General features: G+C 59.3%; 23 protein-coding genes and 1 pseudogene. 7 read left to right on the plus strand and 17 right to left on the minus strand.

Annotated elements, in window-relative coordinates:
• Positions 1–4 precede the first annotated feature (4 nt).
• From JFT91_RS10220 to JFT91_RS10230, 3 genes are all read right to left on the minus strand, one after another.
• A complete protein-coding gene (locus JFT91_RS10220) occupies positions 5–313 on the minus strand; it encodes a class I SAM-dependent methyltransferase (RefSeq protein ID WP_201230833.1) in 309 nt (102 codons plus the stop codon).
• 247 nt (positions 314–560) lie between these two features.
• On the minus strand, positions 561–995 hold the full coding sequence (locus JFT91_RS10225) for a DoxX family protein (protein ID WP_201230871.1): 435 nt from the start codon (positions 993–995) through the stop codon (positions 561–563).
• 111 nt (positions 996–1,106) lie between these two features.
• On the minus strand, positions 1,107–2,528 hold the full coding sequence (locus JFT91_RS10230) for an MltF family protein (protein ID WP_201232319.1): 1,422 nt from the start codon (positions 2,526–2,528) through the stop codon (positions 1,107–1,109).
• Positions 2,529–2,764: 236 nt separating this feature from the next.
• Here JFT91_RS10230 and JFT91_RS10235 point away from each other — a divergent pair, with 236 nt between their 5' ends.
• The 3 genes from JFT91_RS10235 (at position 2,765) to JFT91_RS10245 (ending at position 5,862) form a co-directional block, all read left to right on the plus strand.
• On the plus strand, positions 2,765–3,571 hold the full coding sequence (locus tag JFT91_RS10235) for a TatD family hydrolase (protein ID WP_201232320.1): 807 nt from the start codon (positions 2,765–2,767) through the stop codon (positions 3,569–3,571).
• A gap of 214 nt (positions 3,572–3,785) precedes the next feature.
• Complete coding sequence (locus JFT91_RS10240) at positions 3,786–5,267, plus strand: methyl-accepting chemotaxis protein (RefSeq protein WP_201232321.1); 1,482 nt, start codon at positions 3,786–3,788, stop codon at positions 5,265–5,267.
• 229 nt (positions 5,268–5,496) lie between these two features.
• A complete protein-coding gene (locus tag JFT91_RS10245) occupies positions 5,497–5,862 on the plus strand; it encodes a DUF962 domain-containing protein (protein ID WP_201232322.1) in 366 nt (121 codons plus the stop codon).
• Position 5,863: 1 nt separating this feature from the next.
• On the opposite strand, the gene JFT91_RS10250 is transcribed toward JFT91_RS10245, so the two are convergent.
• The 3 genes from JFT91_RS10250 to JFT91_RS10260 all read right to left on the minus strand — a co-directional run bounded on the left by JFT91_RS10250 (position 5,864) and on the right by JFT91_RS10260 (position 8,000).
• Positions 5,864–6,658: an acyl-CoA thioesterase gene (locus tag JFT91_RS10250; protein ID WP_201230887.1), complete on the minus strand. Its 795-nt coding sequence runs from the start codon at positions 6,656–6,658 to the stop codon at positions 5,864–5,866.
• A gap of 216 nt (positions 6,659–6,874) precedes the next feature.
• Positions 6,875–7,642, minus strand: coding sequence for a CHAD domain-containing protein (locus JFT91_RS10255; RefSeq protein ID WP_201205547.1), 768 nt, complete (start codon positions 7,640–7,642; stop codon positions 6,875–6,877).
• A gap of 79 nt (positions 7,643–7,721) precedes the next feature.
• Positions 7,722–8,000: a hypothetical protein gene (locus tag JFT91_RS10260; RefSeq protein WP_201230890.1), complete on the minus strand. Its 279-nt coding sequence runs from the start codon at positions 7,998–8,000 to the stop codon at positions 7,722–7,724.
• Positions 8,001–8,217: 217 nt separating this feature from the next.
• Here JFT91_RS10260 and JFT91_RS10265 point away from each other — a divergent pair, with 217 nt between their 5' ends.
• Positions 8,218–9,255 carry a patatin-like phospholipase family protein gene (locus tag JFT91_RS10265; protein ID WP_201232323.1) on the plus strand — a complete coding sequence of 346 codons (1,038 nt, stop codon included), beginning with the start codon at positions 8,218–8,220 and terminating at the stop codon, positions 9,253–9,255.
• A 134-nt stretch (positions 9,256–9,389) separates the two neighbouring features.
• Here the strand turns inward: JFT91_RS10265 and JFT91_RS10270 are convergent, their stop codons facing one another.
• The 6 genes from JFT91_RS10270 to kdpF all read right to left on the minus strand — a co-directional run bounded on the left by JFT91_RS10270 (position 9,390) and on the right by kdpF (position 17,503).
• Positions 9,390–10,088, minus strand: coding sequence for a response regulator (locus JFT91_RS10270; RefSeq protein WP_201232324.1), 699 nt, complete (start codon positions 10,086–10,088; stop codon positions 9,390–9,392).
• A gap of 48 nt (positions 10,089–10,136) precedes the next feature.
• Positions 10,137–12,788, minus strand: a complete 2,652-nt coding sequence (locus tag JFT91_RS10275) for a DUF4118 domain-containing protein (RefSeq protein WP_201232325.1) — start codon at positions 12,786–12,788, stop codon at positions 10,137–10,139.
• A 122-nt stretch (positions 12,789–12,910) separates the two neighbouring features.
• Entirely contained in the window at positions 12,911–13,456 is a 546-nt protein-coding gene (kdpC, locus tag JFT91_RS10280) for a potassium-transporting ATPase subunit KdpC (RefSeq protein WP_201232326.1), read from the minus strand.
• A 177-nt stretch (positions 13,457–13,633) separates the two neighbouring features.
• Entirely contained in the window at positions 13,634–15,700 is a 2,067-nt protein-coding gene (kdpB, locus tag JFT91_RS10285) for a potassium-transporting ATPase subunit KdpB (protein WP_201230899.1), read from the minus strand.
• Positions 15,701–15,710: 10 nt separating this feature from the next.
• Positions 15,711–17,405 (minus strand): potassium-transporting ATPase subunit KdpA, encoded by a 1,695-nt coding sequence (kdpA, locus tag JFT91_RS10290; RefSeq protein ID WP_201232327.1) that lies wholly within the window; start codon positions 17,403–17,405, stop codon positions 15,711–15,713.
• Between the two features lie 8 nt (positions 17,406–17,413).
• Positions 17,414–17,503, minus strand: a complete 90-nt coding sequence (gene kdpF, locus JFT91_RS10295) for a K(+)-transporting ATPase subunit F (RefSeq protein ID WP_007899818.1) — start codon at positions 17,501–17,503, stop codon at positions 17,414–17,416.
• 399 nt (positions 17,504–17,902) lie between these two features.
• Between kdpF and eat the strand changes: the two genes are divergently transcribed.
• The 3 genes from eat to JFT91_RS10310 all read left to right on the plus strand — a co-directional run bounded on the left by eat (position 17,903) and on the right by JFT91_RS10310 (position 20,259).
• Positions 17,903–19,267, plus strand: coding sequence for an ethanolamine permease (eat, locus tag JFT91_RS10300; RefSeq protein ID WP_201232328.1), 1,365 nt, complete (start codon positions 17,903–17,905; stop codon positions 19,265–19,267).
• A gap of 130 nt (positions 19,268–19,397) precedes the next feature.
• Positions 19,398–19,565, plus strand: coding sequence for a DUF2897 family protein (locus JFT91_RS10305; RefSeq protein WP_201232329.1), 168 nt, complete (start codon positions 19,398–19,400; stop codon positions 19,563–19,565).
• A 136-nt stretch (positions 19,566–19,701) separates the two neighbouring features.
• Positions 19,702–20,259 (plus strand): TetR/AcrR family transcriptional regulator, encoded by a 558-nt coding sequence (locus tag JFT91_RS10310; RefSeq protein ID WP_201232330.1) that lies wholly within the window; start codon positions 19,702–19,704, stop codon positions 20,257–20,259.
• Here JFT91_RS10310 and fabF read toward each other — a convergent pair.
• From fabF to JFT91_RS10335, 5 genes and pseudogenes are all read right to left on the minus strand, one after another.
• Complete coding sequence (gene fabF, locus JFT91_RS10315; protein WP_201205566.1) at positions 20,256–21,530, minus strand: beta-ketoacyl-ACP synthase II; 1,275 nt, start codon at positions 21,528–21,530, stop codon at positions 20,256–20,258. The genes JFT91_RS10310 and fabF overlap by 4 nt on opposite strands.
• A gap of 31 nt (positions 21,531–21,561) precedes the next feature.
• On the minus strand, positions 21,562–22,356 hold the full coding sequence (locus JFT91_RS10320) for an SDR family NAD(P)-dependent oxidoreductase (protein WP_201232331.1): 795 nt from the start codon (positions 22,354–22,356) through the stop codon (positions 21,562–21,564).
• Between the two features lie 204 nt (positions 22,357–22,560).
• Positions 22,561–22,896, minus strand: a complete 336-nt coding sequence (locus tag JFT91_RS10325; protein ID WP_201205570.1) for a ComEA family DNA-binding protein — start codon at positions 22,894–22,896, stop codon at positions 22,561–22,563.
• 111 nt (positions 22,897–23,007) lie between these two features.
• Complete coding sequence (locus JFT91_RS10330) at positions 23,008–25,002, minus strand: polysaccharide biosynthesis protein (RefSeq protein ID WP_201232332.1); 1,995 nt, start codon at positions 25,000–25,002, stop codon at positions 23,008–23,010.
• Positions 25,003–25,087: 85 nt separating this feature from the next.
• A pseudogene (locus JFT91_RS10335) lies at positions 25,088–26,111 on the minus strand (MraY family glycosyltransferase).
• Positions 26,112–26,653: the final 542 nt, after the last annotated feature.

The following is a 26,653-nucleotide window of genomic DNA, read 5'->3' on the forward strand; positions in this document are numbered from 1 at the left end:
CCTGTCAGCGGCGGGTAATCAAACCCTGCCGCGCAACGCGGGTCAGTTGCTTGATCATTTCCGGGGCATCTTCCTGACTGGGCGCCTGAATAACCGCCAGATCAAAGCTGTCATTGGCAAAACGCGCCAGCGACTCACCGTCTTCAACGAACTGGATCAGGAATGCGGCAGGACCGCCGCTGCGACGTGGCCAGCCATCGAGATAGCGCAACAGCGTTGGCTGATGTTTGCCGCCAAGGAGAATTTTCGGGTTGCGCTGAGTGATATGCGCAGTGATCGGCGCGGGACGTGCTGGGGGGCGTAGTGCATTCATCGTGTCGTGTCTCTGCCTCAAAAGTCTGCATGGCAGGTGAGAGGCAACACCGAACCAGCGCTTTAGCGGTATTTCGAAGCCCTGTTCCGGCTTCTGACGGCAACTGATTGAGTCACCTGGCGCCCCGCAAGTAGCTGTTTAAATCGGCGCATGACCACATGCTAGATAACGTGACCGTACAGTGTCAAGAATCAGCCACAACAAAAAAGGCCCGCACAATGCGGGCCTTTTGCTTGAATCAGAGCGCTCAACCGGCGATGGCGCGATCCACCGAGAGCTTGCCGGCGCCTTCGATCAGTACTGCAAGGCTGCCGCCGAGCAGGGCCAGAGCGAATTCATAACCGTTGTTGGCCATGAACAGACCGTTGCCGATATGCACGGTAAAGATCGCGACCAGCGACAGGAAGGTCAAACCCAATGCCGCCGGGCGAACCAGCAGGCCGATGATCAGCGCCAGACCGGCGAAGAACTCAGTACCGCCAGACAGTATCGCCATGAGGTAACCCGGGTGCAGACCAAGGCTGTCCATGTACTGCGCGGTACCGGCCAGACCATAACCACCGAACAGACCAAAGAGTTTTTGCGAGCCGTGGGCCGCGAAGATCACGCCCACCGCGATGCGCAGAATAGTCAGACCGTAGCCAGCGCGGGTGAACAGTACCTTGTTGATCAGAGAGCTCATGGGGCATTCCTTGTTTTGCGAGAAGTTGTGTGTGTTGGTTGGCCGCTATATTAATCAGCAAATCAAATGTTAAAAGCGCAAATATTCCGCCATAACAATCAGATTATTAGATCATTTCCGTGAGACGACTTTCTGCCCACCGGGCTCCAACGACTCCCTCTCCCGGTCGAACGCCAAGTAATACTTGTTCACGCTATTAACATAGCTGACCGGCCCCATTCCGACCTGCTCCATGGCAATGCGCTCGACCTGGAAGAACCACTGATTAGGATTGAGCCCGCGCCGCCGGGCTTCGGCGCGCATGCCCTGAACCCGCTCCGGTCCAATGTTGTACGCCGCCAGCGTGAACGCCATACGCTCGCGCTCGTTGAGCTTGGGGCTGCTGAAGAACTTGCGGCGGATCATCGCCAGGTACTTGGCGCCGGCCTGCACATTCGCATCAAGATTCTGGATATTGTTGACGCCCACCCGTTGCGCTGCTGACGGGGTGATCTGCATCAACCCGGTCGGGCCACTGCCGCTACGCGCATTGGGTTGCAGGGCCGACTCCTTGAACGCCAGCGCCGCCAGGTTCAGCCAGTCCATGTTTTGCGCCTGAGCATGTTTTTGCAGGGTCGGGCGCAGTTTCTCCAGGCGCTGACGGTCAGCCTTGGCCAATGGATAGTGGACTTGATAGAGACGACGATAGATGCGCAAAAACGCTACGTCTTCGTTCGACGGCTTTTTGTAACCGGTCAGGAAGCGATCAATGCTCGCGCGCAACATCGACGCATCGCGGCGCACGAACCAGTATTCCTCGCCCGGTTCGCTGATCATCAATTGCCGGTCAAAACGCAGTTTCGGCAGGATCTTGCCCCAGCGCTCGGCGATGGGTTGCTCGACGATGGTCAGGTGGAAGATTCCGCCCTGGACCATTTCCAGCACGTCTTCGACCGCCAGTGTCGGGTCAACCCATTCGATCTTGATCGGCGCCAGTTTGTGCAGCGCCAGCTTCTGGTTGAGCTGACTGACCGCCTCCCCCGCCGCGCTGCCGGTGGGCAATGCGAGGGTTTTGCCGGCCAGTTGTTCGACCTTGGTGTAACGGCGTTCGCCTTTGATGCCGACCAGCACCAACGGCACGTTGCTGGCGATCGGCTCACTGCTGGCCACCGCGTGCCCCGGTTGCAGCTCGAGCAATTCGCCCGGCGCCACCAGATCACCTTCGCCACGCTGCAAGGCACCGAGCAGTTGATCCTTGGCTTTGGGGATGATTTTAAGGGTGACTTCCTGGCCGTCGCGGGCGTGGCCGTTGAGGTATTGCTCGAAGGCGCGCAAGCGATGGTATTCGACGCCGATGGCCTGGCCCTGGACTTCGCCGGAGCTGTTGCGGCTCTGGTTGACCAGCACGCGCAACACGCGACTGCTGCGAATTTCCGACAGATCGCGAACCTTGGCGGCCGGCACCGCTTGCAGCGGCCCGGGCAAGCGCGCAACTGCCGTCATCGGCAGCAGCAACGATCCACACAACAGCAGCAAAACCGAGGGACGAATCATCCACTCTCCGGAAAGAATACGGGGCGATTTCACCGCTGAACGGCGTAAATCACCGACGAAAACAGAGCGCCTGGAGCGCTGGCAAAGTGCGAGAGACTGGCACAGTGATGGCATTTATGCCAACCCGGGCTGCGTCGCGGCATCAAGAGACAGCTATAACTCTTTGTAGTTCTTGGCTTTTCTTCTGAATCTACAGCTCTGGTATGCTTTCCGGCCTTCGGCCCGAGGTAGCAACCATGCAACTCATCGATATCGGCGTCAACCTGACCAACCCAAGTTTCGCCGACAAACACCAGGCCGTACTCGACCGCGCCTATGCCGCCGGGGTCTGCCAATTGGTGCTGACCGGCACCAGCGTCGAGGGCAGCGAGCAGGCTCTGGAGCTCTGCCAGCAACTGGATGAGTCCGCACAGCGACTGTTTGCCACCGCCGGTATTCATCCGCATTCGGCCAGTGACTGGAACGCTGACAGCGCTCGGCGCCTGCGCAGCTTGCTGAAGGAAACCAACGTTGTTGCGGTGGGTGAATGCGGGCTGGATTTCAATCGCGATTTTTCGCCACGTGCGCAACAGGAAAAGGTGCTCGAAGAGCATCTGGCAATGGCCGTCGACCTGCAGATGCCGGTGTTTCTGCATGAGCGCGACGCCAGTCAGCGCCTGCTGGAAATACTGAATGACTTCCGCGATCAATTGCCGGCCGCCGTCGTGCATTGCTTCACCGGCGAGCAAAAGGCGCTGTTCAGCTACCTCGATCTGGATCTGCACATCGGCATCACTGGCTGGATCTGCGACGAGCGCCGCGGCACGCATCTGCATCCGCTGGTCAAAGAGATCAGACGTGGACGCCTGATGCTCGAAAGCGATGCGCCGTACTTGTTGCCGCGCACGCTGCGACCGAAGCCGAAAAACGGCCGCAATGAGCCGGCGTATCTGACCGAAGTCCTGCGTGAAGTGGCGCTGCATCGGGGTGAAACCGAGGAAGATCTGGCGGCACACACGACCGCGTGTGCCCGCGCATTCTTCAACCTCCCAGCCCTCTCCTGACACAGCCGAAGCCCAATGTAGGAGTGAGCCTGCTCGCAATGGCGGTGTGTCAGTCTGCATTGATGTTGAATCACACACCGCTATCGCGAGCAGGCTCACTCCTACAAAGGCGGGACAGTGCGGTCTATTGACCCGTATCAAGATCTGCAGACCTGCATAGCGGCACAATACTGGCACCTTGCCAATGCTGTTTCCGCTATCAGAGAAAACCTCCATGGGTGCCTGGCTTAGCAATATCTCGCTGAAGTACAAATTCTGGGCGGTCAACGCGGTCGCCTTCATCACCACCCTGCTGCTGGTGTTGTACGCCGTACAACTCGAACAGCAGGCGCGCAGCCACGCCTCGAAAGCCTCGGCTCAAGCCCAGGCGCAATTGCTCATGGCCTGGCCGGCCGGGCAGGCGTTGCCCAAGACTGATCAAGTGCTGACGTTCAAACGCGGTGAAGCGCCGCGCCTCAACGATCAACCGCTGCTGGAAATCACCGACAGTCACGGCTGGAACGAGATCAACCACATGCCGCTGTTCGGCGAAAACCCACTGATGGGGGCCGAAGTGTTCAGCCGCGCCGACGACCAGCAAGTCGCCGTGATCGCGTATGGCCCGAGCCTGACGCAAGTCTTCAGCGAGCGCTTCGCCAATTACGCAGTGGCGGTGTTCATTCTGATGCTGGCGATGCTCGGCGCTTCGCAGTTGCTGATCCGTTTTCTGCTCAGCCAGCTCAATACGTTGAAAGACGTGATGCTGCACGTTGAAAAGAGCGGCGACCTCTCCGCCCGCGTCCCTTTGGCCGGCAAAGATGAAGTCGGGCAGATGGCCAATGCGTTCAACGCCATGCAGGCCGGTTATCAGCGCGTGGTCAGTACGGTTGCCAACACCGCGCGGCAACTGGACGTCGGTGCCGCGCGCCTGGCGTCGAGCATGAACGAAGTGCGCCACGGCATGCTCGGCCAGCAGAGTGAAACCGATCAAGCCGCTACCGCGATCAACGAAATGACCGCCACGGTTTACCACATCGCCCAACACGCGGGCGCCACCCGCGATCTGTCGCAGACCGCCGATGGCCTCGCCGGCAGCGGCCAGCAAGTGGTGGCGCGGGTGCAGCATTCGATTGCCGGACTTTCCAGCGGCGTGCAGCAGACCGCCGAGATGATCCAGCGCCTGGCCGAGGACAGCCAGAAGATCAACGGCGTGGTCAATGTGATTCACAGCATTGCCGAGCAGACCAATCTTCTGGCCCTCAACGCCGCCATCGAGGCCGCCCGCGCGGGTGAAATGGGCCGCGGTTTTGCGGTGGTCGCCGATGAAGTGCGCAATCTTGCGAAACGCGTGCAGACTTCGACCGATGAAATCACCCTCATGGTTTCAGCGCTGCAGGCCGGTACGCGCGATGCCGTGGATTTCATGCAGGAGAGCTCATACAAGGCCGACGACTGCGTACAGCAAGCGCAGGAGGCTGGCGCAGCACTGGCGGAAATCACTGGGGCGGTGGCGCAGATGCGCGAAAGCAACACGCAGATTGCCGTCGCGGCAGAGCAGCAGAGCCAGGTCGCCGAGGAAATGAATCGGGCGGTGGTGAGTATTCGTGATGTGACCGAGAACACCGTGCAGCAGACGGTCGATTCGGCGACCACCAGTAATGAACTGGCGACGTTGGCGGGGGAGTTGAGCAAGGCGATTGGGCAGCTGAAACTCTGACGGCCTCATCGCGGGCAAGCCCGCTCCCACAGGTTTCATGGGTGTTCACACAACCGGTGTTCACTGGAGATCACTGTGGGAGCGGGCTTGCCCGCGGTGGCGGCATTTGAAACGACATCAAATCCTGCGATGACGCCTATCGCTTCAATAGCCAACCTTGATTCGCCGCCCTCCTTGCCCGGGCCTATTCTTCAACCATGTGTTCAACATGGATCGAGGAGTAGTCAACATGGGCAAACGTCACCCCAACCTTCCTGCGTGGCAATGGCGCGCATACCCGGGTAATCATCAGCATCCGACCAATCTGGTGCTGCACCTGATTTCGGTGCCGTTGTTCATCGTGGCGTTTCTGCTGATCGTCTCCGGGGTATTCAGCCTGAGCCTGGCCAGCGTCGCCATCGGCGTGATTGGTATCGTCGCAGCGCTGGGTTTGCAGCGCCACGGCCACAGCCTGGAGGCGCAAGCCTCCGAGCCGTTCAGTGATCGTAAAGATGCGGTATCGCGCTTACTGGTCGAGCAGTTTCTGACCTTTCCGCGTTTTATCCTCAGCGGAGGCTGGTGGCGCGCCTGGCGTGAGCGCCACCGCCGCCACTGATTCAGGCAAAGATCGTGACGGTCTGGCGACTCATGGCGATCAGTTCCCCTTGCGCGCTCCACAATTTCGCGGCGACGTGTCCGTAGCCGTCAGCGGCGTATTCAATGTCTGCCAAGTATTGGCACCAGTCCAGCGTGCTCAAATCGCGTAGTGGCTGAACGAACTCAATGGTCCAGGTCAACGTGCTGCCCGGTGCGGGCTTCTTCAGATAGGGCAACAGTGCAGGTGGCCATGCATCGACCAGTGCGAGCAGATGGGCCTCGCTGACGGGTTCCTCCCGAACATCACCGCGCAGACGCACCCAGCCGCCCATCAGCCGCGATTGATTACCGGTGAACGGCATACCGCCAACACTCCAGCGCATTGCCAGATGGCGCATGAATTCCGGGGTCACGCCTTTGATGTAAGGTAACTCCTGGCATTCGTCCCAAGGTTTCATTTCAGCTGCGGGGTAGGCTTCAACGGCGACTTCCGAGGGCCGCGAGGCGCCAAAGCTGCCTTGCACCAGCGTGACCACCTGACCATTCTGCATCGCACGGCCCAACACCTGGCTGACGGCTTTGCCTTCGCGCAACACATCGACTTCAAAACTCACCGGCACTTCCGGCTCGACCGGCCCGACAAAGGTGATCGCCAACGAACGCACCGGACGATCTGCCGGCACCTTGGCGCGCATGGCTTCGTATTGCAGCGCAGCGACCAGGCCGCCGAAACTGGCGCGGCCCTGACCCCATTCGGCGGGAATGGTCAGTTGCGGTTGGCGGCGGACGGCATCGAGCAGATCGCAAAAGCGCATGGCAACCTCAGAAAGCAAAAATGAATGCAGGGATCTTAACCAGCCAGGCACAGCGCCGCAGCGTCTATTCCGGTCAAATGCGCTGACAGATCAGACACCACCGTGCCTTTGTCGAAGCAGAGCATGCTCGCGAAGACGGACCATCAGACAAGATCTTCATCGACTGATACGCCGCTTTCGCGAGCAAGCTCTGCTCCTACAAGGGAGGTGTGGTGCTCAGGATTTGAAACAGCTTGAACTGAGCTTTTCGAGGACGCGATCGGCTTTGATTTCAGCCTTGATCATGGTCGCTTTCCAAGTGGCGACGCACGGCAGCAGGTCAGTTTCCAGTTGGGCCCTGGCCAGCCATTGCCAGCAGTCGTGCCAATCGCCCAACGCACCTTGCGCGGACTTCAAACGTGGCAACGCTGCTTCCGGCAGCCGATCCAGTTCGGGATAGGCTTCGATGCCATAGCGCACACGCTTGATCAGCAAGCGCAGGCGATGACGGTCGTGGGCGGGATCGTGCAACGCCTGGTCGAGTTTCTTCCATTGTTTGCCGAGACGTTTTTCGATGCGTTTACCCAAGCCATTGAGCAATCCTTGGCGCTGCGAGGCGCGCAGAAAACGTGGAAAAGCGTCGAGAATCATCAGCAGCGAAGCCACTTCGGCACTCGCTGCCAGCGCCGGATAGGCCTCGGCCATCTGCGCCATACGCCGTTGCGCGGCTTGCGGCTGTTGGTGTTCAAGCAAATACGCCGCGAGCACTTCGCGATCGCGCCACGGCGTGGTCAACTGACCGACCGCCGACGCCGCCTCTTCCAGTTGCTCGACACCGGGCAAGCCGCGCAACGGCCGCAGCAGACTGCGCAAGCGCCGCACCGTGGTACGCAAATCGTGCAGCGCCTCAGGGTCGGTGCGCGCCGTCAACCGCGCCTGACAGGCCAGCAGGCGCACTTCAATGCTCAGAACATGAGCCACCAAGCGGTCAACCAACGCAGACATCACTTGCTCCTGATTCAAATGACTTGGGGGATGAGTCTGGCGCTGCGAACATCCAGCATCCTTGCTTCAGATCAGCAGCTTAGCGCCCGGCCCGGGATTCGCGAATATAGAAACGCGCTTTCTCGGCTTTACTGCTGCAGCCTTCAAAGCCCTCGAATTGCTGCTGGGTCTTGGCCGCCGTCAACAACGACAGGGCTTTGGAGTAACTGACGGTGCCGGCAAAGCCTTCGGCCTTGGCCAGATCCAGCTCATGCCACGCGGCGTCGAGCTGAGTGCCACAGCTGTCACGATAAGCGGTTTTGCCAGCGCAACCAGCCAATGCCAGGGCCATCAACGGCACACAGATCCAGGCTTTCATCACTCACACCTCAAAATTAGGTTAACAGTCGTGCAGGTAAGACGGTCTGGCGGCGAAAAAGTGCCTCGTTCGCGCATGAAACTGCGCGGGCGAAAAGAACCGTGCTGATGGCGCAAGCGGTAGCGAAAAAACGACGTCACCGGCGTACTCAACGACGTTGGCGATTGAGCCTGTCCGTCGATGGGTGCATTGTGCAACCTTGTCGGGAGGAAGCTGGATGAAAAAGCGTGTCGCGCTGGTACTGGGCTCCGGTGGCGCCCGAGGCTATGCCCATATCGGGGTCATTGAAGAGATCGAACGTCGTGGTTACGACATCGCCTGCATTGCCGGTTGTTCGATGGGCGCGGTGGTCGGCGGGATTTATGCCGCGGGCAAACTCGATGAATACCGCCACTGGATCGAAAGTCTCGATTACCTCGACGTGTTGCGGCTGGTGGACGTGAGTTTTCGCCTGGGTGCCATTCGTGGCGAAAAGGTCTTCGGGCAGATTCGCAAGATCGTCGGCGAGATCAACATCGAAGACTTGCGCATCCCCTACACCGCTGTCGCCGCCGACCTCACCAATCAACAGGAAATCTGGTTTCAGGAAGGCTGCCTGCATCAGGCCATGCGTGCCTCGGCAGCCATTCCGAGCCTGTTTACCCCGGTGATGCAAGGTAACCGGATGCTGGTGGATGGCGGCATTCTCAATCCGCTGCCGATTGTGCCGGTGGTGTCCAGCCACTGCGATCTGATCATCGCGGTCAATCTCAACTCGACCAACCAACGCCATTACAAACTGCCGGTGATCCAGCGTCCGCCGGCGTTTCGCTCGCGCTTCGACAGCCTGATCAGTTCACTGGGTTCGAAGATGCCGTTCCGTCGCACCCAGGCCGAACAATTATTGCGTCTAGAAAAGGAAGCATTGAGAGCGGAGGCAGCGGATATCAATCCGTGGCTTGAGGGCGCCGAGCCTGAAGCCCAGCAACCCGCCGCCGCGCCCGAGCGCGAAGGCGCGCCGAAATCCGCTACGGGCTCGTTCATCATCGATAACGTCGGGCCAGCGTCGTTGCTGGATTTGATCAACCAGAGTTTCGAGGTGATGCAGACCTCGTTGGCGCAGTACAAGATTGCCGGCTATCCGCCGGATATCCTGATCAACGTGCCGAAACGGGTATGCCGGTTTTTCGAGTTTTACAAAGCGCCGGAGTTGATCGCGCTGGGGCGCGAGATTGCCCGGGATACGCTGGATCGGTATGACAGTGAACAGGGATGATCGGCTGAAAATCTTGATTGAATGCAATGCCCTCATCGCGAGCAGGCTCACTCCTACAGGGGATTTGTGCTCGACACAGATCCCCTGTAGGAGTGAGCCTGCTCGCGATGGGGCCAGAACAGCCCACCCAAAAACTACAGGCTGTTATCACTCAACAGTCGATAGCCGACTCCCGCCTCCGTCACGATAAATCGCGGCCGCGTCGGGTCATCCGCCAGCTTCTGACGCAAGTGCCCGACGACAATACGCAAGTAATGGCTGTCCTCGGTGTGCGTCGGCCCCCAGATGTCCTTGAGCAGTTGCTGTTGGGTGATCACCCGTCCAGGATGGCGCGCCAACTGCGCCAGCACCGCGTACTCCTTGCGGGTCAGCGCCACCTCGACGCCGTCGAGCAATACCCGCCGATAGGCCAGATCGACCGTCAACGGGCCGAAACTCAACGCCGCCTGCTGCGCCTCACCCGCTGACGCCTGGCGCAACAATGCGCGCACCCGCGCAAGAAATTCCTGAATGCCGAAAGGCTTGGTCACGTAGTCATTGGCGCCGCCATCCAGCGCTTCAACCTTCTGCCCTTCGCTGGCGCGCACCGACAGCACCAGCACTGGTGCCGTGGCCCATTCGCGAAACTCGCGCAGCACCTGCTGGCCGTCCATGTCCGGCAGGCCGAGGTCGAGCACCAGCAAGTCGGGCTTGTTCAGCGCCGCCTGCGCCAGACCTTCGGCGCCGGTGCCGGCCTCGAGCACTTTATAGCCCTGTGAAGCGAGGCTGATGCGCAGGAACTTGCGGATCTGCGGTTCGTCGTCGATGACCAAAATGGTCGCGGTCTGGCTCATGAATTCACATCAATACAAAAGATTGGCAAGAGAGTAGCGCAGTCGGATTCAGGCTTCATCGTCCATCCCCGGCTGCGTCTGCAATGGCAGGTGCAGGGTGATGCAGGTGCCGCGCCCGTCGATGCCCTCGGCGACACTGATCCGCCCGCCGTGCGCACCGACCATACCCTGACAAATCGCCAAACCGAGGCCTGTGCCCTGGCCACCACGATCACCGCGCGCGGCGGTGTAGAACATGTCGAAAATCTTCGCCCGCTCGTCTTCGGGAATGCCCGGACCTTCGTCGCTGACCGAGAAGAAAATCTCACTGTCGTCAGTCCCGGCGCGCAGTTGCAGGCGACCGTGAGCGGGTGAAAAACGCGCGGCGTTTTCCAGCACATTGACCAGCGCCTGTTCGATCAGCGCCGCATGGACGAACAGCAGCGGCAGCTCGGCCGGCACGTCGGTGCTGACCTGCAACGGCGCCAGCACCGCGCGCAGGCGATTGAGCGAACTGCCGACGATGTCGGCCGGCGAGACCCAATCACGCGCCAGTTTCAATGCACCGTGGCCGAGGCGCGTCATGTCGAGCAGGTTCTGGATGTAGCGGTCGAGGCGTTCGGCTTCATCGCGGGTGCCTTCGAGCAGCTCGCGACGATCCTCTAGCGGGATCGCTTCGCCGAGGGCCAACAGACTGTCGATGCTGCCGCGCATGGCGGTCAGCGGCGTGCGCAAATCGTGAGAGACCGAGGCCAGTAAGGCGCTGCGCAACTGTTCGGTTTCGCCGTGCAGACGCGCGGCCTCAAGATCATCCGCCAATTGCGCGCGCGCCAGGGCTTGCGCCAGTGGCTGGCTCAGCGCGGTGAGCAAGCGCCGACGCTGGCCGCTCAAGGTCTGGCCTTCTTTGGCGCAGACGCCAAGCAGCGCCAACGGCCCATCCTCGACCGACAACGGCCACCACCACCAACGCCCGAACGGCAAGGTGCCTGTGCCCATGCCGGCCGGTTGATCGTGTTGCCAGGCCCAGTCGGCGGCGGCGCGTTCGGACTCGCTAAACTCCAGCGGCCCGCCGGTCTCGACTTTCCAGCCGCCCTGCCCGTCGCGATTGAGCAAACACAGTTGCAGATCGCTCCAGCCATTGAGGTGCTGCGCGGCAGCACTGACCACGGCCTGACGGTCAGTCGCAGCCGTGAGCTTGCGCGACAAGTCGAGCAGCTCGGTGGTTTCTTCCTGAGTGTCGCGCAACGCCTGCAATTGCCGACGCTGACGCGCCGCGAGATTACCGGTGAGCGCCGCCATCAACAGGAAAAACAGCAAGGTCAGTACGTCTTCTTCGCGCTGGATGCTGAAGGAAAAATTCGGCGGGATGAACAGAAAGTCGTAGGTCAGAAATGACAACGCCGCACAGGCCAGCGCCGGGCCAAGACTGCTGCGCACCGCCACCAGCAACACCGCGGCGAGGAACACCAGCGAGATGTTCGGCAGCGGCAGCACACTCGACACCACCCACGCCAGCGCACTGGCCAACACCGTGGCGACCAGCGCCAGCGCATAGTCGAACCACACCAGGGTCAGTGGGTTTCGCGGGCGCGGTTGATGGTGCTCATGATCGTTGTCGAGGACGTTGATTTCCAGGCCATGGGCCTGACGCAACAAACGCGCCGCCAAGCCACCGCCGAACAGTCGACGGCGCAAACTCGGCCGGGACTGGCCGACCAACACCAGACTCGCACGGCGTTCAGTCGCGTGTTGAATCAAGGTTTTCGCCACTTCACCGGCGCGCAGTAAAACCACTTCGCCGCCGAGGCGTTCGGCCAGTTGTTGCGCGCTTTGCAGGCGCAGGCGCGACTGCTCATCACGTACGCTGCCGTTGTCGACGTGCACCAGGCTCCACGGTAGATGCCGACGCTGGGCGACGCGGCTGGCGTGACGCACCAGGCGCTCGGCCTGCGCATCACCATCGACACCCACCAGCAAACGCCCGCGTACAGCCGGGGCCGCTTGACCAAGTTGACGATAACCTTGGGCAAGGTCGTTATCGACCTGTGCCGCTGCGGTTTGCATCGCCAGTTCGCGCAGCGCGGTGAGGTTGGTCTGGGTAAAAAACGCGTCGATGGCGGCGCGGGCCTGCTCCGGGACGTAGACCTTGCCTTCACGCAGACGCTCGAGCAGTTCGCGCGGTGGCAAGTCGATCAGCAGCAGTTCGTAGGCTTCTTGCAGCACCCAGTCCGGCAGGGTTTCGCGCACTTGCACGCCGGTGATGCCGCGCACCTGATCGTTGAGACTTTCCAGATGCTGGACGTTAACCGTAGTGAACACGTCGATGCCGGCGGCGAGCAATTCCTGAATATCTTGCCAGCGTTTGGTGTGACGGCTGCCGGGGGCGTTGCTGTGGGCCAGTTCATCGACAAGGACCAACTTGGGTTTGGCGGCGAGCAACCCATCGAGGTCCATTTCTTCGAGCATCACGCCACGGTATTCCGAGCGCACCAAGGGTTGCTGCGGCAGACCGCCGAGCAGTGCTTCAGTCTCGGCGCGGCCATGGGTCTCGACGACCCCGGCAATGACTTTCACGCCTTGGCGCAATTGGGTATGGGCGGCCTGAAGCATGGCGTAGGTCTTGCCGACACCGGGGGCGGCACCGAGGAAAACCTTCAGCCGGCCACGGCCATCGCGGGGCAGGTCTGCTAACAGCGCGTCGGCGCGGCCGGAGTCGCTCATCGGGGTTTGCCTTGTTCGGTTTGAAATTGAGGTGAGGCATTAAAAGATCGCAGCCTTCGGCAGCTCCTACAGGGCTTACGCCGATCCATTGTAGGAGCTGCCGCAGGCTGCGATCTTTTGATCTACAGCTTTTCCAGTGCCATGTTCAGCTCCAGCACATTCACCACCGGCGGCCCCACCAGCGGCTGTTCGATGTGCGCATCAAGCAGTTGCTGCAAGGTCGTCACCGGCAAGTTTCGCGCTGCCGCAACTCGCGCCAGTTGATAGGCAATCGCCGCCGGTGGCAAGTGTGGATCGAGGCCGCTGCCGGAAGTGGTCAGCAACGCCAGCGGCACCGGGCCTTGCCCTGGAACCTGCAACTTGTTGGCATCGTCGATGACCCGCGTGGCGAGTGCCGGATTGCTCGGTGCCAGGTTACTTGCGCTGCTCGAAACCGTAGCAAACGCACCGGCCGATGGACGCGGATGGAACCACGCATCGCCGACAAAATCCTGGGCAATCAGCGACGAGCCACGAACCTTGCCGTCGGCATCGTGAACCAGACTGCCGTTGGCCTGTGCGGGAAATGCGACTTGCGCGACACCAGTGACTACCAGTGGGTAGGCAACGCCGGTGACCAGGGTCATCAGCACCAGCAGACTCAGGGCCGGACGTATCATTGTGGACATTTCATAATCCTCTTCCAAATAGGCAACGCTGCAACACCTGTGGCGAGGGAGCTTGCTCCCGCTCGGCTGCGCAGCAGTCGTATAACCGACAACTCGGTAGATCGGATTGGGGCCGCTTCGCAGCCCGGCGGGAGCAAGCTCCCTCGCCACAAAAGGCCCCGCACCGGCGATACCTCGTCAAACCAGATGCAACGCCGTGAGCAACATATCAATCGCCTTGATCCCCACAAACGGCACCAGAATCCCGCCCAACCCATAGATCAACAAATTGCGCCGCAACAACGCCGCCGCACTCGCCGCCTGCACACGAACACCGCGCAATGCCAACGGAATCAACACGACAATGATCAACGCGTTAAAGACGATGGCCGACAGAATCGCGCTCTGCGGACTGGTCAGGTGCATGATGTTCAGCACGCCCAGTTGCGGATAGATCGAGGCGAACAGTGCCGGCAGAATCGCGAAGTATTTGGCCACGTCGTTAGCGATGGAAAAGGTTGTCAGCGCGCCACGAGTGACCAGCAATTCCTTGCCGATCTGCACCACGTCCAGCAGCTTGGTCGGATCGCTGTCGAGGTCGACCATGTTGGCCGCCTCGCGGGCCGCTTGCGTGCCGTCGTTCATCGCCATGCCGACGTCAGCCTGAGCCAGCGCCGGGGCGTCGTTGGCGCCGTCGCCGCACATGGCGACCAGACGACCGTCGTTCTGCTCATGACGAATGCGCGCGAGTTTTTTCTCCGGGGTGGCCTCGGCGAGCACGTCATCGACGCCCGCTTCGGCAGCGATGGCGGCAGCGGTCAACGGGTTGTCGCCGGTGACCATCACGGTGCGAATCCCCAGTTTGCGCAACTCGGCAAAACGCTCGCGGATGCCAGGTTTGACCACGTCTTTCAGATGGATCGCACCGAGCAGCTTGCCGTCAGCGCAAACCAGCAACGGCGTGCCGCCGCTCTGGGCGATCTTGTCGATTTCCCGCGACAGCGCCGGGGCCAGATCCGAACGTTTCTGGCCGAGAAAACTCAGCAGCGAATCCACCGCGCCTTTGCGGTACACGCGGCCCTGATAATCGACGCCAGACAAGCGGGTTTCCGCGCTGAACGGCACGGCAGTCAGAGTGTCCAGCGCCGGCTCAGGCTGCGGATGCAGGCCACGCAGGTACTCGACGATGGACTTGCCTTCAGCCGTGTCATCGGCCAGCGACGCAAACAGTGCCCCTTCGGCCAATTCACGACCACTCACACCCGGTGCGGCGTACACCGCACTGCAACGACGGTTGCCGAACGTGATGGTGCCGGTCTTGTCGAGCAGCAGCACGTGCACATCACCCGCTGCTTCCACCGCGCGACCGGACTTGGCGATCACGTTCAGGCGCACCAGACGATCCATCCCGGCGATACCAATGGCCGACAGCAGACCACCGATGGTGGTCGGAATCAGCGTGACCAGCAGCGCCACCAGAAACACCAGCGGCAGGTTACCGTTGGCGAAATGGGCGAACGGTTGCAGGGTCACCACCACCAGCAAGAAGATCAGGGTCAGGCCGATCAGCAGAATATCCAGCGCGACTTCGTTCGGGGTCTTCTGGCGTTTGGCGCCTTCGACCAAGGCGATCATGCGATCCAGAGTCGACTCACCGGGATTGACGGTGATCTTTACCAGCAACCAGTCGGACACCAGTCGCGTGTTGCCGGTGACCGCCGAACGGTCGCCGCCAGACTCGCGGATCACTGGCGCCGATTCACCGGTAATCGCCGCTTCGTTGACCGCGGCGATGCCTTCGATGACTTCGCCGTCACCGGGAATCATCTCCCCCGCTTCGACGCGCACCACATCGCCCTTGCGCAGACTTGCTGCGGGCACCACCTGAAAGCTGCCATTGGCCTGTTTGCGCCGCGCACTCAAGCCTTCACTGCCGGCCTTGAGGCTGTCGGCGCGGGCCTTGCCGCGACCTTCGGCCAAGGCTTCGGCGAAGTTGGCGAACAGCACGGTAAACCACAGCCACAGAGCGATTTGCGCAGCGACGAACGTTGGCACATCAGCGTCGGGAATGAAGCACAGCACGGTGGTGAAGATCGCCGTCAGTTCGACCACCAGCATCACTGGCGAACGTTTCAGTTGCCGAGGGTCGAGTTTGACGAAGGCTTGCACCAGCGCCGGCCGCCACAGGGCCGAGATCGCGGTTTTCGGTGCTTCTGCCGACTTGGCCGGCACCGCAGGTTTTGATGCAGGAACGTGCATATTCATGATGGATTCCTTAGAAGCCCATACTTAAATGTTCGGCAATCGGACCGAGCGCCAGAGTCGGCAGAAAGGTCAGGCCGCCCACCAGCAAAATGGTCACGGTCAACAGGGTCACAAACAGCGGGCCGTGGGTCGGGAAGCTGTTCTGGCCGATCGGTGCGGTTTTCTTCATCGCCAGGCTGCCGGCCAAGGCCAGTACTGGAAGGATGTAGCCGAAACGACCGATCAACATGCCCAGGCCGAGCATCAAGTTATGGAACGGTGTGTTCGCACTCAGTCCACCGAACGCTGAACCGTTATTGGCACTGGCCGAGGTGTAGGCGTACAGCAATTGGCTGAAACCGTGCGGGCCAGGGTTACTGATGGTGGCCGCCGGGCCTGGCAGGGTCGCGGCAATCGCGCCGAGCACCAGCACGCCGACCGGCATCACCAGCAGAGTCACGACCAGCAACTGCACTTCCCGCGCCTGTAGTTTTTTACCCAGGTACTCCGGTGTACGGCCGATCATCAAACCGGCGAGGAACACCGCGATCAGCACGTTGAGCAACATGCCGTAGAGCCCGGCACCGACGCCGCCGAAGATCACTTCGCCGACCATCATGTTGACCAGCGCGACCATGCCGCTAAGCGGGTTAAGGCTGTCGTGCATGCCGTTGACCGAACCGTTCGACGCCGCCGTCGTGGTCACCGACCAGAGCACGGTGGCGGTGGTACCGAAGCGTGCTTCCTTGCCTTCCAGCGGTGCGGTCTGTTCGACGGCGACGTTGTTCAGCGCAGGGTTCGGTTGGTATTCAGCCCACAGCGACGTAGCGCCGCCGATCAGGAACAGCGCCAGCATGCAGGCGATGATCGCGCGGCTCTGACGCAGGTCTTTGACGTAATGGCCAAAGGTGAACACCAGCGCCACCGGGATCAGAATGATCGAGCCGACTTCGAACAGGTTGCTCCACGCGGTCGGGTTCTCGAACGGATGCGCCGAGTTGACGCCGAAGAAACCACCACCGTTGGTGCCCAGTTGCTTGATCGCAATCTGGCTGGCCGCCGGGCCAAGCGGGATTACTTGATCGACGCCTTGCAGGGTCACCGCGTTCACATACTGCGCGAAGGTTTGCGGCACGCCCTGCCAGACCAGATACAGCGCCAGCAACAGGCACAGCGGCAACAGGCCGTAGAGCGTAGCGCGGGTCATGTCGACCCAGAAGTTGCCAAGGGTTTTCGTCGATTTGCGACCGATACCACGGCACAGCGCAACCAGCACGGCGAGGCCAGTCGCGGCGCTGACGAAGTTCTGCACGGTGAGACCGACCATCTGGCTCAGGTAGCTGAGGGTCGCTTCGCCGCTGTAGGACTGCCAGTTGGTGTTGGTCATGAAACTGACGGCGGTGTTGAACGCCTGCGTCCACTCTTGACCCGGCAGGTTCTGCGGGTTGAGCGGCAGGTGATCCTGGAACAACAAAATCGCAAACAGCAGCAGGAAACCGGCGAGGTTGAACGCCAGCAGCGCCAGCGTGTATTTCTGCCAGCTCTGCTCAGCCTGCGGATCAACCCCGGCAATGCGATAACAGCCGCGCTCGACCGGACCGAGAATCGGCGTCAGCCAGGTGCGCTGACCTTCCATCACCTTGTAGTAGAAGCGCCCGAGGAACGGCGCCGGCAGCAAGACCACCGCAAAAAACGCGAGGATCAGCCAATAGTCATAACTGTGCATAGCCGCTCCTAGTTCCGATCCGCGCGCAACAGCGCAACCAACAGATAAATGAACAGCCCCACTGCCAGTAGCAGTGACACCCCGTCCAGAACGCTCATGGAAGATCTCCGTGTTACGGCGTATTGCCGTGTGTGCAGGCATTGTCGGAAAGGAGGCTGTAAAGGAACGAGAGCGAGGGGTGCGGCGGGGCATAAAGAAAGCGTAAAGAGTGGGTTTATGCCGGCGTTACAGGTGGGTTTTGCGCTGTATGGGCGGGCCTCTTCGCGAGCAGGCTCGCTCCCACATTCTGAAATGCATTCCCCTGTGGGAGCGAGCCTGCTCGCGAAGACGGCATAACCGCCAACATCGCACCCAACTGGCGCACAAATAGCAGCTATCCCACGGCGAACATCCCCGATACGACAGCTTTCAACTCATTACGACTTGTTTCACAGCAATGGCACGCCCACTGCACACGCCCTCCCCCGAGCTTTCCAAACCGTTCAGGGAGCAACCGCATGAACACACAACTCAAACCCACGCTGGGCACCTTGCACCTGTGGGGGATCGCCGTGGGGCTGGTGATTTCCGGGGAGTATTTCGGCTGGAGTTACGGCTGGGGCGTGGCCGGAACGCTGGGCTTTCTGGTGACTTCGTTCATGGTCGCGACCATGTACACCTGCTTCATTTTCAGCTTCACCGAACTGACCACCGCGATTCCTCACGCGGGCGGGCCGTTCGCTTACAGTCGCCGAGCATTTGGTGAGAAAGGTGGATTGATTGCCGGGCTGGCGACGCTGATCGAATTCGTTTTCGCGCCGCCAGCGATTGCCTTGGCCATAGGCGCCTACCTCAATGTGCAGTTTCCGGCACTTGATCCAAAACACGCGGCGGTCGGCGCCTACATCGTGTTCATGGGTTTGAACATCCTCGGCGTCAAACTGGCGGCGACCTTCGAGTTGATCGTCTGTGTACTCGCCGTCGCCGAGTTGCTGGTGTTCATGGGCGTCGTCGCACCGGCGTTCAGCTTCAGCAACTTCGCCCTCAATGGCTGGGCTGGCTCGGATGTGTTCGGTGCGCCGGCAATTGCCGGGATGTTCGCCGCGATCCCGTTCGCGATCTGGTTCTTTCTCGCCATCGAAGGCGCGGCCATGGCTGCCGAAGAAGCCAAGGACCCAAAACGCACGATTCCCAAGGCCTACATCAGCGGCATCCTGACCCTGGTGTTGCTGGCCATGGGCGTGATGTTCTTTGCCGGTGGCGTCGGCGACTGGCGCACCCTGGCGAACATCAACGATCCCCTGCCGCAAGCGATGAAAACCGTGGTTGGCGACAATTCCGGCTGGCTGCACATGCTGGTGTGGATCGGCTTGTTCGGACTGGTGGCGAGTTTCCACGGGATCATTCTTGGCTACTCGCGGCAGTTCTTCGCCCTCGCCCGCGCCGGTTACCTGCCGGCCTCGCTGGCGAAACTGTCGCGCTTCCAGACGCCGCACCGCGCGATCATCGCCGGCGGCATCATCGGCATTGCCGCCATTTACAGCGACGGCCTGATCAACCTCGGCGGCATGACCCTCACCGCCGCAATGATCACCATGGCCGTGTTCGGCGCCATCGTGATGTACATCATGAGCATGCTCAGCCTGTTCAAGCTGCGTAAAACCGAACCGAATCTGGAGCGCACATTCCGTGCGCCGTGCTATCCGCTGATCCCGATGATTGCGCTGGTGCTGGCAGTGGTGTGTCTGGTGGCGATGGCGTGGTTCAACGCGCTGATCGGCTTGATCTTTCTCGGCTTCATGGCCGTGGGCTTCATCTACTTCCTGCTGACCGGTCAACTTCGCGCCAACGCCCCGGCCGACGCCATGCTCACGGGCCAGTAGGATTGATCGCATGCACCGGGCATATCGGGCCTAGAATGGAACCACTGCGAAGTCACTTCGCTCAAAAGTGGTAAGCAGCATCGCACGACGAAAATCTCGTCTGTCGATCTGCCATTTAAGGAGAGCCGTTATGCCCTGGTATGCCTGGTTGATTCTGGTCGTTGCAATCGGCTCGATCGTTGGCGGATTGATGATGTTGCGGGACACTGCCAACAAGGTCGAACTGACCGATGATGAACGCAAACGCATTGCTGAACGCAATGCCGAAGCGGACGCCAAGGAAGCGCAAGACCGTTAAAAAAACCCCGCCTAATCGGCGGGGTTTGTGTTTTATCGCGACATTGGACTTATCTGCATGCTTTTTAGAAGTAGAAGTACAGTCACCATCTAATTTTCCGTGGTTAAGATGGTGGCATTGTTGCGGAGAGTTCCACATGCGTTACTCGCAGGACCATAAAGCCCAGACTCACCAGCGCATCATCAAGGAAGCCTCGGCACGATTTCGCAAGGACGGTATCGGCGCCACCGGCCTGCAACCGTTGATGAAAGCGCTGGGGCTGACCCATGGCGGCTTCTATTCGCACTTCAAGTCCAAGGACGAGTTGGTAGAGAAAGCTCTGCAAGAAGCAAGCGATCAGGTTGATGGGCTGTGCGCGGAAATTTTTGCGCAGGAAAATCCGCTGCACGTGTTTATCGACACCTACTTGTCCGAATGGCATCAGACCTCCCCGCATGAAGGCTGCCCTCTCCTGACCATCTCCTCTGAGCTGGGCCTGCGCGGACAACCCAGCCCAACCAGTGACTCCGTACTCAACGCGCGACTGGAGCAGATCGACAACACCCTCGAAGGTGACAATAGTACCGACCGGGCCATCGTCATCATGGCAACCCTGGTCGGCGCGCTGGTGCTCGCACGCAGTGTCGAAAATCCGCAATTGGCCCAGCGAATTCTCGACGTTACACGCACTTATCTCAAACAGGATGAGGACTAGTCCTGCCAGCGCTTGAACAACACGCTGGCATTCACCCCGCCAAAACCGAAGCCGTTGGATAACGCATATTCGATCGGTATCTGGCGCGCCTTGCCATGGACAATGTCCACTCCTTTGCTCGCTGGATCCGGATTGTCGAAGTTAAGTGTCGCAGGCACGATCTGATCACGAATCGCCAACAGCGTGAAAATCGCTTCCAGGCCTCCGGCAGCACCGAGCAAATGCCCGGTGGCCGATTTGGTCGAGGTCACCGCAATCTGGTTCTCCTCACCGAACACACTTTTGATCGCCGCCAGTTCCCCCAGATCACCGACCGGGGTAGAAGTGGCGTGAGCATTGAGATGTTGCACCTGATCCGGCGTGATACCGGCCTGAGCCAGAGCCAGCTCCATCGCGCGCCTTGCTCCACTACCATCTTCGGGCCCGGCAGTCAGGTGATAGGCGTCGGCACTGGTGCCATAGCCGACCAGTTCGGCCAGTGGCTGCGCGCCACGAGCCAGTGCATGTTCGAGGGATTCGATCACTAGCAGACCGGCGCCCTCGCCCATCACAAAGCCGTCGCGTCCACTGTCGAACGGACGTGAAGCGCGCTCGGGAGTCTCGTTGTAGCCACTGGACAATGCCCGGGCAGCCGCAAATCCGGCGAGACTGACTCGATCAATCGCCGCTTCCGCCCCGCCGCACACGGCAATGTCGGCCTCACCGGCGCGAATCAATCGCGCCGCATCGCCAATCGCTTGAACACCAGCAGCGCACGCCGTCACTGGTGCGCCCAAAGGTCCCTTGAGACCGTGCTGAATAGACACGTGTCCTGCCGCGAGATTGACCAGAAAGGACGGAATGGTGAACGGTGACAGACGCCGAGGGCCGCGACTGTCGGTAGTCCGCACGGCGTCGGCAATCGCGCCGAAACCGCCGACACCGGAGCCGATGATCGTCGCTGTACGTTCCTGGTGTTTGCTCTCTGACGGATGCCAGCCTGCCTGCTCCAGTGCCTGCCGGGCAGCCTCCATGGCAAACAGAATGAAGCGGTCCATCTTCTTCTGCTCTTTAGGCGGCGTGGCACGATCCGGATCGAAACCCGCCTCGGCATCATCTTCCAACGTCGGCACCGCACCGCCAACCTTCGTCGGCAAATCAGCAATCACCGCTTCCGGCAAGTTACGTATTCCCGAACGCCCGGCCAACAAACGCTGCCAGACGACTTCGACATCACTGCCCAAGGGTGAAACCAGACCCATGCCCGTGACAACTATTCGACGCTGATCCATACCCCGGTTACCTCTGCTCAATTGGCTTGTATTACTTGTAGCGTTGGGCTGCTGAACGGTGTGAAAGGTTCGGCGCCAGGACGTGGCGCGCGGCCATGAATGCCTGCCAGTCAGCCGCATCAGGCAGAGAAGGAATGGTGATCAACTCGCCTTGATCCAGACCGGCCAGTGCCGCATCCACCATCTCACCGGCCTCCATGACCATCTCCGCCGGAATGCCACTGGCGTCGATGCCGGAACGCTCCCAGATTTCGGTCCGGGTGACACCGGGCAACACTGCCTGGACATGGACGCCCGTCCCCTGGAGCTCGGCGTTCAGCGATTGGGTCAAGCTCAGCACATAGGCTTTGCTCGCACTGTAGGTGGCATTGAAGCGCTCGGGAAACAAAGCCACCACCGAGGCGATATTGATGATCGTGCCTCGCCCAGCCTTGGCGAAACTGGCCGCCGCCGCCGAAGCCAGACGCGTGACAGCGGTGATGTTCAATTGGATCAGGCGTTCCAACTGATCCATGTCGGCGTTGGCCAGCAGACCGTCCGCGGCAACTCCTGCATTGTTCACCAACAGGTTGATGCTCGAATCGCTGCGCAGACGCTGCTCAAGTTTGAGTACGTCATCCTTTTGCGTCAGATCGGCTTTGAGCACCTCGACCTGCACCCCATGAGCATCGCGCAGCTTGGCCGCAGCGCTCTCCAGACGGGCCTTATCACGAGCGACCAACAGTAGATTAAAACCACGCGCAGCAAGCCGCTCGGCGTATATCGCACCAATGCCGGATGATGCGCCGGTGACCACAGCCGTACCTTGGGACTGAATAGAATTCATGAACGTGCTCCTGACATGCATAAGGGACATGGCCTTCTGTCGGATCGAAGGCTACGGAAATTATTATAGGCATAATTTTAAGCCAATATGATAGCCGTAATTTCCAGTTTCCCGACAAGCGCTACAACACCCCTCCGACGAGCATTGCCCACCAAAAAACAGAAAGGCCGGTCAATGACCGGCCTAATGGCTTAACGAAACAGCTTAGTTCACTTCGAGCTTTTCACGATTACGATCCAGGATCGCCTTGCCGATCCCCTTCACTTCCAGCAATTCATCCACTGATGCGAACGGCCCGTTTGTTTCACGATATGCAACAATCGCTTTTGCCTTGGCCTCCCCAACGCCGGACAACTCTTTCTGCAAGGTCGTCGCGTCAGCGTCGTTGAGATCGATTTTTTCCTTCGAGGAAGTGGCTGCCACCTCCATCACCAGCGGCGCCTTAGGCATTTCCGTCGGTGCAGCCGGCGCGGCAACCGCCGAAATAGAGGCGCTGGTGAACAGGGCAAAAATCAGCGAGTAGAAGTAACCGGTACGCATAAAGTGACGCTCCATCATCATTTGAGAAAGCAGCTTTTCCGAAGCTACCTCTCAAAAGTAGGTCATGGCTGGCGCAAGTCAAAAATGCGTGCGTTACAGGATGTGAAACAATCAGGGCTCGAGGCGGCGTTGCTGGTAGATCCAGTCGACGATCTCGCCATCGGGGGTGTAGCCGCTGACTGTCTCTCTCAGCAACTGACGAACCCTTGAATAATCATCGCGCTCCACGGCCTCCAGCAACTCACCCAGCCGGGCCTTAAGGACATCCCAAGGCAAATGGTCTTCATTGGCCGTCATGATCATGGGATGGGGAGTGACCGCTACATTATCGCCGATCAACAGCTCTTCGTAGAGTTTCTCTCCGGGACGCAGGCCAGTGAACTCGATGGAAATATCACCTTGGGGATTCCGCTCGGAACGGATGCTCAAACCTGACAGGTGGATCATCTTTTCCGCCAGTTCGACGATTCTCACTGGCTCCCCCATGTCGAGAACGAAAACATCGCCGCCCTGCCCCATGGAGCCTGCCTGAATAACCAACTGGGCGGCCTCGGGAATAGTCATGAAATACCGGGTAATTTTCGGGTGGGTTACCGTCAAAGGCCCACCTGACTTGATCTGACTGTGAAACAGCGGAATCACTGACCCAGACGACCCGAGTACATTACCGAAACGCACCATGGTGAAACGGGTTTTGTTAACCCGGGAAATGTTGGCCTTGTCCCCGAACAGCACCGGTGCGACTTCACGACTCAAGGCCTGGAGCGTCAGCTCTGCCAACCGCTTGGTACTGCCCATGACATTGGTCGGACGAACAGCCTTGTCGGTCGAGATCAGCACGAAATTCGAAACGCCCGACTGCAACGCTGCTTGCGCGGTGTTTAGCGTACCGATCACGTTGTTCAATACCCCCTCAGCGATGTTGTGCTCGACCATTGGCACATGCTTGTAAGCAGCCGCGTGATAAACGGTATCGACCTTCCAGGTTTTCATTACATCCAGCAGCTTGTCCTGATGGCGGATGGAACCGAGGATCGGCAGCAATCGGACCGGGACGGATTCGCGGCACCCACGCTGCTCCAGTTCCGACAGGATGCTGTACAGATTGAATTCGCTGTGTTCGAACAGCAAAAGCGTGGTCGGCTGCAAAGAAAATATCTGTCGGCAGAGTTCCGAACCGATGGATCCCCCTGCCCCAGTGACCATCACCGTCTTACCCTTGATGCAGCGTTCCAGCAGATCCGGCTGAGCCGGCACCGCGTCACGCCCCAACAAGTCGGCGATATCGACTTCCTGAATGTCTTCGACCTTTACCTGGCCGCTGGCCAGGTCGGTAAAGTTGGGAACACTGCGCACATGCAGCGGAAAACCTTCCAGAAAATTGAGTATCTCCCTGCGTCGGGCACGGGTGGAAGAAGGCAAGGCCAGCAAAATCTCCTGTGCCCCCGTAAGGTCGATCATCTGCTGAATATGCTTTGGCTTATAGACCTGAAGTCCGGAAATAGACCGATCGGCAATACTCGAATCGTCATCAATAAAGGCCACTGGACGCATGACACGCCCCATGCGCAAGGCTGCGACCAACTGATTGCCCGCCACTCCCGCTCCGTAGATCGCCACTTTGGTCAGGCCATCATCGCGATTGGTGAAAGGCACATGCTGGGTTGCCGAAAACCAGTCGCCCATGAAGTACTGGCGCATACACAGTCGTAGCCCACCGATGATCACAAGGCTGAGCCACCAGTAATTGAAAATGATCGAGCGCGGCACAACCGCTTCGTGATTGCTGTACCAGTAGACGACGAGCGCCAGGATCAGGGAGGACAGGCTGACGGCCTTGGTGATCGCAATCAGTGCGTCATTGCCGAAATACCGCATGACTGCACGATACATACCGAAACGGATAAAAAGAGGGATCGCTACGACTGGAGCGGTAAGGAACAGCCAAAAGTGCGTCTTCAACGGATTGAAAACATCATCAATTCCTAGCCGGACAACAAAAGCCAGCCAAAGCGCTGCCCAGACCAACACGATATCGGTGGTCACTTGGATCAACCGCTTTTGCCTTCTCGGCAAGCTCAGTAACAGCGCACGTATTTTGTCCATAAACCTCAACCGAATGGTTCTGTCCTTGCAACGACCTTTAAAACATTGGAAAAACGGGTCATACACCACCTGAAGGCCTCAGGTCTCAAGCACCCTGAAACGGCGCCTCCGATGCACCTGCATGGTACTTGATGGCGATTGCCAATAAAGGGATGTAAGCAATCAGTGTCGCCGAGGCCCCATCGATGTCCATGTAGATTACCGAGGCAGCCAGAGGCAGAAGCCAGCATACATTGATGAACAACACCCCCAGTGTGACCGGAAGATGCCTACCATAACGACGAGAAGCGTATTGATAGGCATGACTCCGATGAGCCTCGTAGACCTTATCGCCGCGCATGAGACGCCTGAGCAATGTGAAGGTGGCATCAACGATGAAAACTCCTAACAGGATAAGCCATACCCAAAACCATCGTTGATCTACATGCGCGGCCTGCAGCGAAAGCCCCCGAGAACGATCCCGAGAAAGCCACTACCCGCATCGCCCATGAAAATCCTGGCCGGGGGAAATTCCAAAATAAAAAACCGGTGACCGAAAACGCAAGCATCAAAGGCACCCACATCAAATGTGGCAGTTCGCCAAGGCAATACAGGAGACTGCACCCAAGGCAAGCGCAAATCGCCTGGACACTGGCAATGCCGTCAATGCCATCCATGAAATTGTACAGATTCAGCATCCAGACCAGATAAACAGCAGCGAGAACACTTCCGGCCCATGCAAAATTTACTGTGTGGCCAAAGATAACCATTTGCGGAAAGCCACCCAGCCAGAACACAACCCAAATAGCCGCGACAAAGTGTCCGAAAAGGCGCCACCTAGCCGCAATATGGCCATGATCATCCATAAAACCGATGATAGCCACCAGACCGCCCGCACCCAATAATGCGCATAAAACCGGCAAGGAAATCGCTGATTGCAAACTCATCACACCTATCGCAATCAGAAAAACCACTACTATCGCCAAGCCGCCGCCTCTGGGTGTAGGCAGGGTATGAGAACTTCTGGCATTGGGAATATCCAGCAAGCTACGCGTTATCGCATATCGACGGATAACTGCAGTCATAGTGAAAGACGCAGCCACTGCTGCAAGAAACCACCAGAAACTCATGCTTGGACAGACTCCAGATATAGCTGCCATTAACGCCCTTGATTGCCGGGTCGATAATTGACCTGCACGCAAGGCAGAATTGATTTACCCCGGTGATCACGGCAGTCATCCTCGACAGGGCAATCACATTATGACCTTTACCTTCGTGCTGTGGCAGTTCATGCGTAGCGAAATTACTGCGACATACCTACCTTCTTGGTTCAAATGTGAGCAGTGAGTCGTCGCTCAAGGGTGAGTTATCACTCGATAAATACCGTTGTTTTAACTCTCTCGGGTGAAGCTACGCTGCGACGCTAGGTGACTCGAAGCGGCGTTCCGTTGCGGCTTCATAAGACAGTCGCATGCTGGTATGCTTCCACGGTTTCTTGGCAGCCAAGGTAAAAATCCTGGCGAGTGTTTCAGCATTGATACCCAATCAGACACAGCCAAGCCGATACTACTCTAAGCTGGCTCAACGCCAGCCTTGCTATACAAATATTAGCCAGTTCGGGTGAACCTACTTTGAACCTAAACCAAAACGAATAAATCGGATCCCTGCTAAT

It is taken from the genome of Pseudomonas sp. TH08 (genome assembly GCF_016651275.1).
Lineage (GTDB): Bacteria > Pseudomonadota > Gammaproteobacteria > Pseudomonadales > Pseudomonadaceae > Aquipseudomonas.